Origin of the sequence: Candidatus Cloacimonas sp. (assembly GCA_035403355.1) — a bacterium.
Lineage (GTDB): Bacteria > Cloacimonadota > Cloacimonadia > Cloacimonadales > Cloacimonadaceae > Cloacimonas.
In genome coordinates this window covers 157,305-172,806 of the sequence record DAONFA010000001.1, presented here as the reverse complement: position 1 = coordinate 172,806, position 15,502 = coordinate 157,305, and the positions used below count along the sequence as shown (strand labels likewise).

Annotated in this window: 9 protein-coding genes; 5 read left to right on the top strand and 4 right to left on the bottom strand. The window is 38.7% G+C overall.

The genetic code is table 11. The annotated features are described in order from the left end of the window. Nucleotides 1-590 precede the first annotated feature (590 nt). Complete coding sequence (locus tag PLE33_00590) at nucleotides 591-980, bottom strand: hypothetical protein (protein ID HPS59744.1); 390 nt, start codon at nucleotides 978-980, stop codon at nucleotides 591-593. 205 nt (nucleotides 981-1,185) lie between these two features. On the opposite strand from PLE33_00590, the gene PLE33_00585 reads away from it, so the two are divergent. The 4 genes from PLE33_00585 to manA are packed head-to-tail and all read left to right on the top strand — an operon-like array spanning nucleotide 1,186 to nucleotide 6,540. Next, nucleotides 1,186-2,580 (top strand): hypothetical protein, encoded by a 1,395-nt coding sequence (locus PLE33_00585; protein ID HPS59743.1) that lies wholly within the window; start codon nucleotides 1,186-1,188, stop codon nucleotides 2,578-2,580. Further along, on the top strand, nucleotides 2,577-3,878 hold the full coding sequence (locus PLE33_00580) for a GDSL-type esterase/lipase family protein (GenBank protein HPS59742.1): 1,302 nt from the start codon (nucleotides 2,577-2,579) through the stop codon (nucleotides 3,876-3,878). The genes PLE33_00585 and PLE33_00580 overlap by 4 nt, the downstream gene beginning before the upstream one ends. An 11-nt stretch (nucleotides 3,879-3,889) precedes the next feature. Beyond that, nucleotides 3,890-5,353 (top strand): MBOAT family protein, encoded by a 1,464-nt coding sequence (locus tag PLE33_00575; GenBank protein HPS59741.1) that lies wholly within the window; start codon nucleotides 3,890-3,892, stop codon nucleotides 5,351-5,353. Nucleotides 5,354-5,364: 11 nt separating this feature from the next. Continuing rightward, the gene (gene manA / locus PLE33_00570; protein HPS59740.1) at nucleotides 5,365-6,540 is read left to right on the top strand and encodes a mannose-6-phosphate isomerase, class I; all 1,176 of its coding nucleotides are present in this window, start codon (nucleotides 5,365-5,367) and stop codon (nucleotides 6,538-6,540) included. Between the two features lie 79 nt (nucleotides 6,541-6,619). On the opposite strand, the gene PLE33_00565 is transcribed toward manA, so the two are convergent. The 3 genes from PLE33_00565 to asnB form a co-directional block, all read right to left on the bottom strand. Further along, on the bottom strand, nucleotides 6,620-8,209 hold the full coding sequence (locus PLE33_00565) for a hypothetical protein (GenBank protein HPS59739.1): 1,590 nt from the start codon (nucleotides 8,207-8,209) through the stop codon (nucleotides 6,620-6,622). Between the two features lie 137 nt (nucleotides 8,210-8,346). Continuing rightward, on the bottom strand, nucleotides 8,347-9,231 hold the full coding sequence (locus tag PLE33_00560; GenBank protein ID HPS59738.1) for a hypothetical protein: 885 nt from the start codon (nucleotides 9,229-9,231) through the stop codon (nucleotides 8,347-8,349). Between the two features lie 17 nt (nucleotides 9,232-9,248). Beyond that, nucleotides 9,249-11,342 (bottom strand): asparagine synthase (glutamine-hydrolyzing), encoded by a 2,094-nt coding sequence (gene asnB, locus PLE33_00555; protein HPS59737.1) that lies wholly within the window; start codon nucleotides 11,340-11,342, stop codon nucleotides 9,249-9,251. 875 nt (nucleotides 11,343-12,217) lie between these two features. Here asnB and PLE33_00550 point away from each other — a divergent pair. Continuing rightward, nucleotides 12,218-15,454 carry a hypothetical protein gene (locus tag PLE33_00550; GenBank protein ID HPS59736.1) on the top strand — a complete coding sequence of 1,079 codons (3,237 nt, stop codon included), beginning with the start codon at nucleotides 12,218-12,220 and terminating at the stop codon, nucleotides 15,452-15,454. Nucleotides 15,455-15,502: the final 48 nt, after the last annotated feature.

Here is a 15,502-nt window from a genome sequence, read left to right as displayed (position 1 = left end):
TTGTTTTAACTCTAAACCGAGCTTCAGCTTTGACAGTATCGGACAAAAGATAAATTACCTGTTGCTTCTGCATATAGTTGCAATCACAAAAAGAATCGGTTTAGAGTCAAAACAAACAGCTTGTTTTGACTTACAATTTTGCTACAGCCATCTCTGAAGCCACAACCCACAAATTGTAAACACTAACAACCGTGCTACAACTGGTTTCCTCATTTCACAATTGTGAGTTAAAACAAGAACCCCGCCCTATTTTTCCTCCCAAAATTATTTGTTTATCAGTTCCTTTTTTTTTGCGTTATGCCGCTAATGAGATTCCCGTATCTTTCCCATATCGCGATACGGGAACGATACGAGAGTCATATCGGAGTGTTATTGAGAAAATACCGGGTTCTGTTTGGGAGCACTTTGCGTTGTTGTTATTTTATACCGTTTAATTATGGCGTAACTGATAATAAGGTAATGGATATAAAGGAGTTATAACTACCTGTAGAATAAAAGGATAGGTTCTTCTAAGCCACCGAAAACACAGAAATCGTTGCAGATATTATCTAAATATTATCGGTGTTCTCGGTGGCTAAAAGACCTCTTTCCTAATTTTTGCGGAAGCTAACTACATAACTATAAATTATTTTATCCTCCACACTAAATTCCCAGCCAAGAATTTCCTGTTTTAGTTCAGCAATAAAATTGGAATAAAATTTTCCCGAAAGCGCCTTTATTTCCACTTCCTGAACCTTACCTTCTTCTGTGATGTAAAGTGTGAATTCCAAATCACCTTGCATCGCATTCTGGTAAGAATGTTTTCTAAATATTGCCTGCAGTTTATCCTGATGGCTATTAACAACTTTGGCAACTCTTTCCACTTCGGGTGTTTTTTGGGAAGAGCTTTCCGCAGGATAGTTCTGTGGAACAGAACAAGATAGGATTGTAAACAAAACAATCACCATACCTATAGCGAACCCTAAACCGGATATTTTCATAAGCACTCCTAACTATGTTTATTAGATATAATAAAGTAAAAAACTATAAAAACAAATAGTTCTTGACGATTGCATAAGATACAAAAATTGGCATTTAAGTTGAGAACTGTTATTCTGAAATCGTCACTGCTGAAATGGCTTAACCCTTTCCCGCAAATTTATTCGGCAGTGAAGATTCGTCGCAAGTTACAGCATAAAAGGAAATATGAATAAGGAATTTATCCGACCACTAATCTTAGTGGTTATAGCAGCCCTGTTAGTGGAAGTTTTAGCCAGAGTAATTCCAGCAACGGAAAGCCATTTTTTCTCTCTGAAAAAGCTTTCCTGGTTTGAATCGCTAAAACCTGATGCAGCCATTATGGCTGCCGATACTCTTATTGTGAATAAAGCTACTGCCATATCTAACGATTTAGTCCCTCTTCAACCTTTTTTAATAAAGCTGCAGAAACCTGGGCAAAACTTACGGATTGCCTATTACGGTGATTCTATTATTGAAGGTGATTTAATAACGGGAAAACTGCGTCAGGAACTTCAGGCAACCCATAAGGGCGCTGGAGTTGGAATGGTAGGAATCACTTCTATTGTAGCTGGTTTCAGGCAAACCATCAAACATAGTTTTTCCCGCAACTGGGAAAGTATTTCTTTTATGACTCCCCGTAAAAATGATATTTCTTTAGGTATAACGGGTTATACTTATATTCCCAGAAATTACTATGTGGCGGAAAAAGTTATTGAACCCTTGCAACTTGATAGTTTAGCCATTTTAGATACCACTGCCATAGAAAGTGCCAAACCCCAGAAAGAAAGCGTCCGCTATTATGTGGATTATAATCCCTGGGTGGAATACAGTGTGTCTCAGGCATCAGGAAAAGCCGAAACTTTTTCCCGTATTCGTCTATTTTACAGTAATGCTTCCGATAGCAGCTATGTGAAGGTCTCCTATAGTAACGCTCCAAATCTTGTGCGCCATTTAAAAAAACAACCCGGGGTTCAGGTTTTAGACCTTAGTCCTGCAACTCCCTGTAAAAAAATCCGTTTGGAATTCAGTGCCTACGATCCTATTCATTTGTATGGAGTTAGCTTTGATGAACCGCAAGGCGCTTATGTAGATAATTATCCTATTCGGGGTTATTCCGGAATGTATTTTCAGCGCATCAGTTCAGATATTTTAACAGGTTTTCAGCAATACTTAAATTACGATCTCATCATTTTGCAATATGGAGTGAATGTTTCCAATTATAAAATTCGGGATTACAGTTATTACGAACAAGGAATGAAAAGAAGCATAGTCCATATTCAAAAAGCCCTTCCGGGAGTTCCTATTTTGCTTATCAGTGCACACGATAGAGGTATTAAACAAAACGGGGAATATGTAACTTCTCCCGATATTCCGTATTTGGTTTCAACGCAGGCAAAAATTGCCAATGATACCGGTTGTGCTTTCTGGAATTTATTTGCTGCAATGGGTGGAATGAATTCTATGACCAAATATGTTAATCATCAACCACCTTTTGCCGGTAAGGATTACACTCATTTTACCCGTGCCGGGGCAGATCATATAGCTGCAATGCTTATTGCATATCTTAAAGGAAACGGGTGAATTACCGCAACTTTATATCCCTCTGTATCTTGGTGCTGATTACAATCTTCCTGTTCAGTATAAACAGTGCGGAAGAAAACAGTGCCGAAGAAAACGCGAGAGAATTTTTAAGTGAAGAGGAATATCCTTCAGATATGGATACTTTGGAAGAATTCATTCAGAGCTATTACCTGCTTCTGGAAAGCAATGAATACTTGAAACAGTTCAAGTTTCTGCATCTGGATAAAAATCAATTTAGGGGTGATAAAAAAGCTCTGAAGCCAATCTTTGAGAAGTTACTGGAACTGCGTAGCGGATTAAGACAAAATGTAACTATTTACCAGATAGGCGATTCGCATATCCAATCGGGATATTTTCCCGGAACTGCCAGAACAGCGCTGCAAAAATACTTCGGAAATTCAGGCAGGGGATTGGTTTTTCCCTTGCGATTGGCAGGAACTAATCAACCCGATGATTATAAAATAACTGCCAACGGTTCTTGCAGCCGCATAAATTCAGAACGGGGACTAAGCGGCTTCACAATAAAGACCTCTGACGGAATTTGCTTCAATATAGCTACCAACAATTTCTTTAGAGGCGATAATAGTTTTAATAAATTATCCCTGCTTACCTCGCTGCCGGGAATGAAAATAAAAATGGATGCCACGGAAGATATTACTGAAGAAACTGCTTTCAAAAAAGGAAATTATTATTGCAGCAGCATTTCCTGGAAGAAGAGAGTTCCCGAAATGAAAATTACCCTCTCCGGTGAACCCTCTAATTTGTATGGAATTTTCCTGGAAAATGAACAGCCGGGATTGCTTTATCACTCCTGTGGAATCAACGGAGCCGGTTTCTATAATCTGCTGGAACAACAAACATTGTTTGAACAGATAGGTCTGCTGCAGCCGGATTTAATTATTATTTCCTTAGGTACAAATGATGCTCAAGGTTCCTTTCGCAATGAAGTTTTTACGCAAAATCTGCATAACTTTATGAATAAGCTTAGACAGTTTAATCCCGATACACCTGTGCTTTTCACTTTACCGCCCGATTCTAACAAACGCAGAAAACACAATAACGATTTGGACAAAGTAGAAAAAATTATCATTGACTATGCCCAAGAAAATCAATGCGCCTGGTGGAATTTAAGTGAAGTTACAGGTGGTAACGGTAGTGTGCAAAAATTACGCTCTCAACAAATGTCTGCAGCTGACCTTTTGCACTATACTCCCAAAGGTTATATGCTGCAGGGCTATCTTTTCTATCAGGCATTTATCCAAAGTTATAAAAGCTTCAGTGAACAAACCTCAGGTTAAGAGAAAAAGCTATGCTACCTTTAATCCAAAATATCTTAAGTAATTTAGTTTACGATCCGCAAAAGCCGTTGTTGTTTCACAGCACTTTCTTTCTGTTTTTCTTTATCGTGATTTTGCTTTTCTATCCTTTAGTAGTGAACAAAGTGAAAGTGCGCACCTGGTATTTGATGCTGGCATCGCTATATTTTTATTACAAAACCAGCGGCAGTTTCATCATTTTATTACTGATTACTTCGCTTGTCAACTTTGGCTTGGGTGCTCTTATTTACAATGCCCAAAGCAAAGCTGCCAAACGCTTTTATTTATGGATAAGCATCTTTTGGAATTTGGGTTCACTGGGCTATTTTAAATACACCAATTTTCTTATTACCACTATCAATCAAATCTTTGGGGGACAACTTCCTTTATACGATATCTTCTTACCTGTAGGAATTTCCTTTTTTACTTTTCAAACCTGGAGCTACACTCTGGACATCTATTTCGGTAAGCTGAAACCCCTCAAAAGTTTTGTGGACTTTACCTTTTTTGTGTCTTTCTTTCCGCAACTGGTAGCAGGACCTATTGTGCGTGCCAGTTACTTTATCCCTCAAATTCATAAAAAATTAAGTTTAGATAAGGATACAATTGCCAAAGCGCTGGTTTTAATCTTTTCGGGCTTAATAAAAAAAGGTGTGATAGCCGATTATTTATCCATCAACTTTGTAGATCGCATATTTGAAAATCCGGCACTATTTTCCGGCTTGGAAAATCTTTTAGGTGTGTATGCTTATGCTTTACAGATTTATTGCGATTTTAGCGGTTATTCCGATATCGCAATCGGCTTGGCTGCCTTGCTTGGTTTTTCTTTACCGGTAAACTTTCTAAATCCTTACCGAGCTACCTCTGTAACCGATTTTTGGCGGCGTTGGCATATTTCGCTTTCCACTTGGCTGAGAGATTATCTTTATATTCCTTTAGGAGGAAATCGTAAAGGTAAAGCCCGACAATATATAAATTTGATGATAACTATGCTTTTGGGGGGATTGTGGCATGGCGCATCCTGGAATTTTGTAGTCTGGGGTGGAATACACGGTGTGGCTTTGGTTTTGGATAAAATACTTTTGCAGCTCAAGATAATGCAAACTAAGGTGATGAAAGTAATAAGCGTAATTGTTACTTTCAATTTTGTCTGTTTCGGCTGGATATTTTTCCGTTCTCCTGATTTTGCCAGAGCAGGAATGATGTTGAACCGTATTTTTACTGCCTTCAACGGACAAATCTTCTGGCAGTGGCTTAATCAGTATCGGATTTGCGCCATCCTTATTTTAACCGGTTTTGTGTTTCACTGGATGCCCGATAGTTATAATAATGCTTTACAAAAAGTGTTGCGTAAAACACCTGTGGTTTTACAGTCGTTACTCTTAGCAGTTGTAATTTGGATTTTGTTCCAATTTCGCTCTGCAGAAATTCAACCCTTTATCTATTTTCAGTTTTAAGGAGTGTTACTATGCCCTATCTAATTAAACCCGCTCTCCAAAATTACTCCTGGGGCGATACTAAATATATTCAAGAACTAATCGGAGCCCAACAGGAAACAGGAAAACCCTTAGCTGAAATATGGTTCGGCACCCATCCCAAAGCACCTTCCACAGTAATAACGGAAAACGGTGAAGTTCCAATGGATAAGTTTGTGCAAAACAATCAGGAATATCTGCCGAACAATATGCAAGAGAGCTCTCTGCCTTTTCTTCTTAAAATTCTGGCAGCTGCCGAACCTCTCTCTTTGCAGGTTCATCCCGATAAACAAACAGCCCTGAACGGTTTTCAAAGGGAAGAATTGGCAAATCTACCGTTGAATGACCCTAAACGCTGTTTTAAAGACCCTAATCACAAACCGGAACTACTTTGTGCTTTAACCCCTTTTATCGCTATGTGCGGATTCCGACCCTATGAAGAAATTATCCGCAACTTCCAGGTTTTGGGCATAACCAAACTCTGGCAGAAATTCTCTTCTTTCGCTAATTCACCTTCTAAAAAGTCATTACGGGATTTATTCAGCCAAATCTTGAACAGCGAAGGAAATCAACTGCAGGACTTTTTGCATTGCCTTGAAAGCATCCAGCCGGAATTGAGCCCCAAACTGAAATTCACCTGCCAGATTTGTAAACACTTAAATGAATTCTATCCTTTTGATAGCGGTATAGTTAGTCCCCTCTTACTTAATACTTTCACTTTGCAGCCAGGGCAGGCAGTTTATATTGATGCCGGTATTTTGCATTCCTATATCCAGGGAGCAGGTATTGAAATTATGGCTAATTCCGATAATGTTATCAGGGGAGGGCTTACGCCCAAATATATAGACCGGGAAATTCTGTTTGCTATCACTCGCTTTGAAACCTACCTCCCGCAATTAATTCATCCTCATCTGAAAGCCAATGAACCGGTAGCTTATACTACTCCGGCAGAGGAATTTATTTTAAAACGCCTTCTTTTGGAAGGAACCCTCACCCTGGATAACGAACATAAACCAATGCTGGTTTTTTGCATAAAGGGTTCGCTTACTACTGAATCCGGTTTATCTCTGGCAAGAGGACAGGCAATGTTTATTCCTTTTAATGAAAGACCAAGCCAAATCTCCGGTTCCGCAGAAATCTTTCTTGTCTCTACGCCAACCAAATTATAGCGCTTTATTTCGTTACCGAGAAAGCTCTCGCTAAAAGAATATCCTCTTTACGAAGCTGTTATTATCCTCTGTTCTATTCTTAGAACTGAAATTCCACTCCAAAAGTGAGCATTTCGGTTATTTCATCTTTGCCTTTAATTCTTCCGTCGCCATTTATATCAGTATAATATTCACTGTAGCGTCCAACCAAATTAGCATTATCCGAAACAGAATATACCAGGCGACCTGCAATAAGAGCATTTTCATTGCGCAGCCACTTGAAGTTAATGTAATTCGTGTTTGTTTGAGAATAATATACGGTAGCTTCTTTCAATTTCGGAACCATAGAAGGATTTACGGTAATGCTTGCCCACAGCGATTTTCCGAGGAAGTTATTCTTGCCATACATATCTTGATAGGCGATTTTGGCATACATAAAATTAAACAGATTAGCTCTTAAATATCCAAACCAACCGAGAGAGGATTCAACTTCCTCCAAGGTAGCTTCTTTGGTAGTTAAATTCCAGATTTGGTTACAACTATCAGTTTGAGCAATATGCCTCACTTGAGCTCTTTGTTGATCATATTGCCGGTCAAAATACCCTGGCAGAAACTGATCGCCAAAATTACGGAATTCCAGACGGGCATCAAAGATAAAGAATTTACTGCTGAAACCGGGGAAAATCATTCCTGTTCCATAGCCATCTATTTTAGCTATTTCTCCATAATGAATCAGGTTGAAACGCTCAGTTTCAATTAAGGGCAACTGGTAATCTGCACTATAAACATAAACTTCATCTTTTTTAGTATAGGCAGCTGCCCTATCAGGGGTTACATTCATATCCAACACATAACCTAAACTATCTATCCCCGGAAATTGTTCTGCTACAAAAGGATTTACTAAAGGATGGTCTAAAATATTATTGCCGTTAATATCTATATCATCGTTATCGGCAACACCATCATTATCGGTATCCAGATATCTGTTTCTATCCTTGGGAAATTTATCGTAAATATCAGGAATATTATCCCCATCGTCATCTTCATATTTGGCATATTGATCTCTGTCTATACCTACATTAACTCCAATCCGCAATTTTTCCAGAAGGGGTATATTAGTAACTGCAAGGGGTTGAATATGAGCTCTTCCGGCTAAAATCTCATTCTTATACACATTATGCGAAAAAACCTCAAAACCTAAGCCCGATAGCTGTGTATTAATCCCCACATAGCCACCAATATTTTTAACATTCGGATAGAGCGTCATATTGGAATAGTGATTGAAGATTAAGCCATTTCCCAAAGTGTAATCAGGAATACTGCCAACTTTAAAATAGAACGGATCGTTGCGCTGGGCAAAGCGAAAATACAAAATCTTATTTACATAATCCTGCCATTCATTCCAGTCCTCTTTCCGCACATTTCCTTCGGAATCAATTATTAAATCAATATCCAAGCCCAATCCGAATTTTCCTATCTGGAGCTCCGGCTGTAACCGTATCTGAGAATAGGTCTGATTATCAATTGTTATGGCTCCTACAACTCCTCCCATCCCCCATTGCGTTCCTTCCGTTGTTTCTGTTTCCTCGTCCAGCATAGGGTCTCCAGGAACACTAAGATCATCATTGCTTGCCTGTCCCATTAAAAATACAGGCAATAAGATTAACACCAAAAATAAATACCTTTTCATCTTCGTCTCCTTGTCTGTAAGGATTTTTTTCTTTATAGTCAAAGTATCTTATTGTGTCAAGAAAAATCGTGTTTTATCTTGTCCTTGATATTTACCGCATAGTAATTCCCTACACTGAGGGCATAATTGGCATAAGTTTAATTCAGCAGCAGCTCTAAAATATTAACCGGTAAAGCATCCTGATAGGAATAGGGTTGGTTAATTTGCATACCCAGGGCATCAATAAGCACTTTTCCCTTCACGGAATATCTAATTTCTCCTTTAATGGCACCTTTCACGGCTCCCAAAATAGTTTTCAAATTATTGAGCTTAAACACCATAACCCCATCCTGCGAATAGATATTTTCGTTGAAGTTAAGCTGATTTTTCAAATTTCCTGTGCCGGCTAATTTTTCGGTGATATAAATCTCAGCGGGAAAACCTTTAAAGTTGAATGTAAGCCCATAAGGGTTTAAAACAATAAAATGGATATGCAATTCGGTTTCGCCAATGCCGATTTTTTCAACTGTGGTCTTAGTTATTTTAAATAAACTCTGTCCATTGGTACTGAATTTAGGAATAATGCTCATCAGTTCTTCTCTTAAATCCAGTTCGTAGGGCTCGTCAAACTTAAAAGTTTTACCTATTCCCATTACTTTGCCGTGTCCTTTGCCCGTGATAAAAAACTGCACTTTCTGGTCTATGGAACTAACCATTTTTATAACGGGACGCGTTTCCAGCTCCACTGTAAAATCCAGACAGATAGCTGATTTTTTAGGTATTTGCACCATTTTTTGCAAAGTAGCAGTTCCCACTTTACCGCGGTCTTTATTCAACAAATCCACATCCAATTGATCCAGTTTCAGTTTGTAGCAATTGGGGTTATTAACAATAAACGATATTTTGATAGTGCTTTTATCAGGGGTAATGGAGACCACTTTTACATCCTGAATTTTTGTTACTGCAGGGTTCTTAAAGAGTTTGCAGGAACTAAGAGAAAAAAGCGCTACGCAGCAAACTATCATTCTTACAATGTTTTTCATTTATATCCTCCTGAAGTTTAATCTACGAATTGCCTGAACCAAATCTCCAAAGCAATAATATTGAACAGCATTTCTGCCTGGCTGTTGTCTCCAGCCAGATATTTATGCCAGTAAAAGTTTATTTTGGGCAAATTCCAGATTCCTCTCTCCCGCAATGTTTTACTTGTTAAGATCTCGGTAATAAATGGCTTTAACTCGTTTTTCATCCATACCTGATAAAAAGGAGAAGAAAAAATACCTTTATCCTGGCGGCGGTATATTTCTTCAGGAATCAATTCCTGCATTGCAGACCGATGAACTACTTTAGTGTATGGGGGCTTAACCTTATATGCTGAAGGCAGAGAAAAGACAAAATCTACCAAACGGTTATCCAAAAAAGGAACTCTGCTTTCCACCGAATTTGCCATTGCCATCCGGTCTTCAAAATGCAACAGTGTTTGCAGCGAAGTATTATGCATCATATTATACAGGAAATTGGAAAGCCGGGATGCCTTAATATCCGCAATCTTTTTCAGAATTTGTTCCCCGCAGTTTTTATCAGCTTCCCTGGTAAAAGCAGAATTGAAGGGCTCAAAACGGTAATAACGAAATTCCAGATTGTAAAGGGCAGATTCCGGCAGAAAAGTGGAAAGCAAAATTTTGCCCAACTTGGATAAAACCGGTTTTTCTTTTTGTAAATAACGGGGCAGTTCTTTCCCCAATTTCCCTATTTGCATTCCTCTAAGCAAATCAGCAAAATAGCGATATAAGGAATGCCTGTAACCGGCAGATATTTCATCGGAACCCTGGCCTGAAAGCAAAACCTTAATTCCTTGTCTATGTGCTTCTTGCATCACGGCATTTTGCGAAACAAAGCCAGCTGCCAAAGGAAAATCATTATAATAAGTTAAATTCTCCCAGCCCTGAATAGCATCTTCCGCCTTGGGGCTTACATAAAAAGAACGGCAAGAGGTCTTTTGCACTATTTTTTCTATCCACGAGCGCTCATCCAGTTCCGGCAAAAAAGCATAGTAAGAAGAGAATGTCTTTAGCGGTTCACCTTTTTTATGCACTGCGGAACAGACAATTGCAGAAGAATCCATCCCTCCGGAAAGAGTGGCTCCAATTTCCACATCGCTACGCAGCTGTAAACCAATAGAATCCAGAAAGATACTTCTATATTGTTCAACTGCTTCGTTATAGGAGAGCTTGGAACTTTCCAAATTAGCTATATCCAAATCATAATATTGCTTAATGTTTATCTTACCATTGGTAAGCAGCAAATTATGCCCCGGCTTTAAACAATTTATATGCTGCCAATAGGTTTCATCATCATAAACAAGCAGCGAATTGATTTTCATACTACGCCAAATCATTGCCTGGTTCAGGGTTTTATCAACAGGGGTAAGTAAAAGCTGCTTAATTTCACTACCCCAATATATTACACCATCTTGAACCGCATAATAAAAGGGTTTGATGCCATAACGATCACGACTGCAAAAAAGCACTTTCTTTCTTTCATCCCATAAGGAAAATGCCCACATTCCGTTAAAATGCTGCACACAATCCTCACCCCAATAGTGATACGCTTTAATTATCACTTCCGTATCGCTATGGCTGAAAAATATATAACCCTTTGCCTTAAGCTCTTCCCGCAGTTCCAGATAGTTATATATTTCGCCATTATAACAAATAACTATACCCAGTTCTTTATCCCACATCGGTTGATGACCAATTGGTTTTAATTCCAAAATGCTCAAGCGCTGGAAACCCATTCCCAAAATAAAATCATCTACATTGATGGAATTAACCGCTGCATTTAGAGAAGTTCTTATTGCTCCCTCATCGTTGTTATATAATATCGGATATAGAGATTTGATATCCGCAGGCGAATCTCCCCCCGCAAAAACCTGGATTCCTTTTCTATCCTTCAGCAGATAACCCTCATCATCAGGACCCCTATGCTTGATTGCATCCGTCATATTTTTCAGCAGAATGGCATTAACAGCATTTTGTTTATAGCTGCCGGAATTTTTCCCCGGGTATTCTTTTCCTGGGGTAAAATTTTCCTGTTTTTTAGCTATAGTAACTGCTTCCTGGCTATAACAATATATTCCCGCTATTCCGCACATTGATACTCCTTTTACTGGTGGTTACTTTTTTCATTATTACAATTCCAGTCAAGCGTTTTATAATTTTTTTTGGAACCCCATTTTTAAAATAGAGCAGTATAAGTACCGGGGATGTTTTAACTTACACTTTTCACCTGCCTTCAATGTAACCACGCCTCGCAGTTTATTTTCACTTACAACCGCTTTTTAACTGGGCTGCGAACCATAAAATTGTGAGTTATAAACAATAAGCAAAAACGGCAAAACATTGGCAAAATTGAATATATATCATCCCTTAAGAGAACCCGATATTTTTTCAATAACCTTCCGATGTGACTCCCGTATTGTTCTCGTATCGCGATATGGGAACGATACGGGAATCTCATCTGCTGCGTACCACAAACAAGAAGGAACTGATAAACAAATATTTTTAGGGTGAAAAAAGAATAATTGCTGTTGATAGTGTTTTTTCGCTTTATGGTGTTGTTGTTCTATACAGTAAAAATAGAGGGTAATTGATAGTTGGGTTGTAAGGGTGTGTGCTTTTTGTTTTAACTCACAATTTTTCAGATTTCAGACCAGCTAAAGAGCGGTTGTAAGTGAACTAAAAGTGTGGGGTGTAGTTTCATTGAGGGCAGGTGAAAATTGTAAGTCAAAACTTCCCGCCGTTCAAATCGCAAATTTGATGAGGGGCTTACGCCACCATCGCTATTATTGTGTCGCCCCCTGGGCTTTACACCTCTTTCAATCTACTCCATCCTCTCAACTTTTTTTCTACCATTCTGTATCATTTTGGATTGCCATTAACAATTTTGAACTGAGATTGCAAAACTGCTTGACATAATAAGGGCTTTATAGAATAAAGATATTTCTAACGAAGAGGAGAAGCCCGAAAGATGAACGAGCTGACAAAATATATCCAGAAGTTCAAGCAAAGAATAAACTTACGCTTTGCCTTGCAGGCAATAATCAAAGCTCTAATCAGCTTTATGCTGGCTTTGCACCTCTATTTTTTGCTATGGCTAAATCTTCCCTCTAATTCAATGGCTCTTTTCTATGCCAATATTGGCATTCGCACTTGTTTAGTGTTGGTAATCCTCTATTTTCTTTTAAGCGGTTATCGCAATTTTTGGCATAATCTTTATGTAGCGCGTTTTTTGGATAGGCAAATTGACTATCAGGACGATCTTTTTCAGAATACTTTGGAGCTTGCCCAAAAAGAGAAGGACAGTCCGATTGTGGAAAATTTGGGTTCAATGGCAAAAACGCGCATAGAGACAAATCGTTACAAAATACCGGCATTATATCCTTCCCGGATTGTTTTTGCCATCCTTTTTCTCATTTTGGGCTTAGGTAGTATTTGGGCTTATTCTTATGAGGACTTTCGGTTAGCATTCAAACAATTTTACACTAACCGTGGTCAGGAGGTTATCTATAAGAATTTTATAGAGTTAAGCCCTGGTAATTTAACAATTGGCAGAAATGAAGCGGTAGAAATTAAAATACTGAATCCCGATACGCGTTTAAAGCACCGTCTTTTTTACAGAATAGATAAACAATGGCGGGAATTAGGTTTAGCTGATAACACATATATTTTTCAGCGTATTGATAACAGCATAGAGTATTATGCGGAAAATGAGGTTTGCCATTCTCCTGTGTATAAAATCCAGGTTTTGGATGAACCGATTGTTAAAAAATGGTTTGTGCAATATAATCCGCCTGCCTATTCCGGTTTGGCAACCTGGACGGATACTTTAAGTTACGGTAATATAGAGGCATTAAAACACAGCCAGGTAAAGCTTTCCCTCACAACAAATATTCCAGTTGAGGCAGCAGTGATGGTTTTTGATGATGCCAGCCGTCTTGCTTTGCAGGCAATAGATAAAAATAATTATATCACGCAACTTACTATAGAAAAGCCCTGTAGCTGGTATTTGGAACTTACTGATGCCTTGGGACGAAAAAGTAAACCGGAAGAAAAGACCATCAAAATTGTGGAGGATAATCCTCCTGAAATTAAAATCACTTTTCCCGGTGAAGATGTTACCCTGAATCAAAATATGCTGCTGCCTTTAATTATAGAAGCGGATGACGATTACGGTTTGAAAAATTGCACTTTGAACATCCAAATTATGACTTCTGAACCGCAAGTGGTAAATGTGCAAAGTGTTATCTCCGGAAAAATGCTGGTGACGGATTTCCTGTTGGATTTGAAAGAGGCAAATTTATTTCCCGGCGATGTAGTTACTTATTGGGCTACTATTTACGATAATTCTCCCGAACAGCAAAAGGCAGAAAGTTCAAAATTTAAGGCTCGTTTCCCCTCCATTGAAGAGATTTACAGAGAAATTGAGAACCGCGAACAGGAAAAGAAAACGGAATTGGAAACCGCTTTGGAAAAATCCAAAGACCTGCAAAAGGAATTTGAAAATAAACGCCGGGAACTGCTGAAACAGGATAATCCCCAGTGGGAAGATAAAAAGCAGCTGGAAAAAATATTGCAGGAACAGGAAAATCTTTCCAGTCAGGTGCAAAATATTGCCGATAACTATCAGGAACTAATCAATAAAATGCAGGCAAATTCTACCCTCTCTCCCGAGACCTTGCAAAAAATGCAAAAAATTCAAGAACTGATGCAGGAAATCAATAATGAGGATTTGCAAAAGGCAATGGAAAAATTTGCCAATTCCCTGCAAAATATAAAGCCCGAAGACCTGAAAAAGGCAATGGAAAACTTCAAATTCTCAATGGAGGATTTTACTAAAAAGATTGAACAAACCCTTGCCCTGCTGGAAAGTATTAAAAAAGAACAGGCAATCCAAAAAGCGCTGCAGATTTCTGAAGAAATGGAAAAAATGCAGAAGACATTGAGCGAACGCACAATGGATGAAAAACAAAACAGCAAAGACCTTGCCTCCGACCAGAAACAGATTAGCGATACTTTTGATAAACTGCAACAGGAAATGGAAAAAATTGAAAAAATGCTGGAAACCCCACGCGATAACGAAGTACAAAAACAATTGAATGACTTGAAACAAGATATGCAAAACAGCAACCTGAAACAAGACCTGCAAAACAGTCAAAACTCCCTGAACCAAAATCAACGCAGTCAATCTCTTGCCACTCAAAATCAGGCACTGGAAAAAATGCGCCGCTTTTCTTTGAAACTGAATCAGATGAAAGAATCTATGGGAGGAGGCAATCAACAAAGAACGATGCAAGCAATTCAAACCGCTATCAGGGAATTCCTTATTTTTTCCAAACAGCATGAAACAACTGCCAGCCGCTATAGAAATGACCCTTATGCTATCGTTCAAGACCTTATTGCTCAGTCCGAAGGAATCCAAATTTCCTTAAATAAAATGTTTAGCGAAACCCAGGTGCTGATGATGATTCCGCCTAAGTTTTTCATAGATTTGAACGAGACCAATAATGCCTACCGAAATATTTTCAGCTACATCAATGAAACCCAGTTTTACCAAATCCCCAATGCTCTAAACGGTGTTCAAAAAGGGATAAACCTGATGGTTTATGACTTGATGCAGGCATTGCAAAATGCTTCTTCCGGAAGTGGAAGCGGAGGTGGAGGAATGCAATCCCTGATGCAAATGCTGGAACAAATGAGTCAGGAACAAATGGCAATGAATATGCTCACCGAACAATTGATGCTGCAAATGCAAGCTCAGGGTGGAAAAATGGATAGCGCTATGCAACAGCAAATTCAACGCCTGGCAGAAGATCAGGAACGCCTTGCCGAAAACCTGAAAAGAGCTTTGCAAAACAATCCGGCGGCACAAAAACAAGGCAATGCCCTGAAACAAATTACAGAAGAAATGGATGCCATAACCAGACAACTGAAAAATAATCAACTCAATCCTGATATTCTGGAAAGACAGGAAAAAATTATCAGCAAAATGCTGGATGCTCAACGCTCCATCAATAAAAGAGAATTCACGGAAAAACGCAAAGCTGAAACTGGACAAGATTTGCCCTATAAAGGAAATACGAAAATTGATTTGGAGTCCTTAAGACGCAGCGGACTTCTGGAAGAAGGGTTACATTCCTATCCCAAAGAATATCAACAGGTTATAATGCAATATTTGAAAGAGCTGAATGAAGCGATCAATAAATAATAAAAATAAGAAAGAACGACATCTTGTCGTTTTGCAAAGGATGAGAGG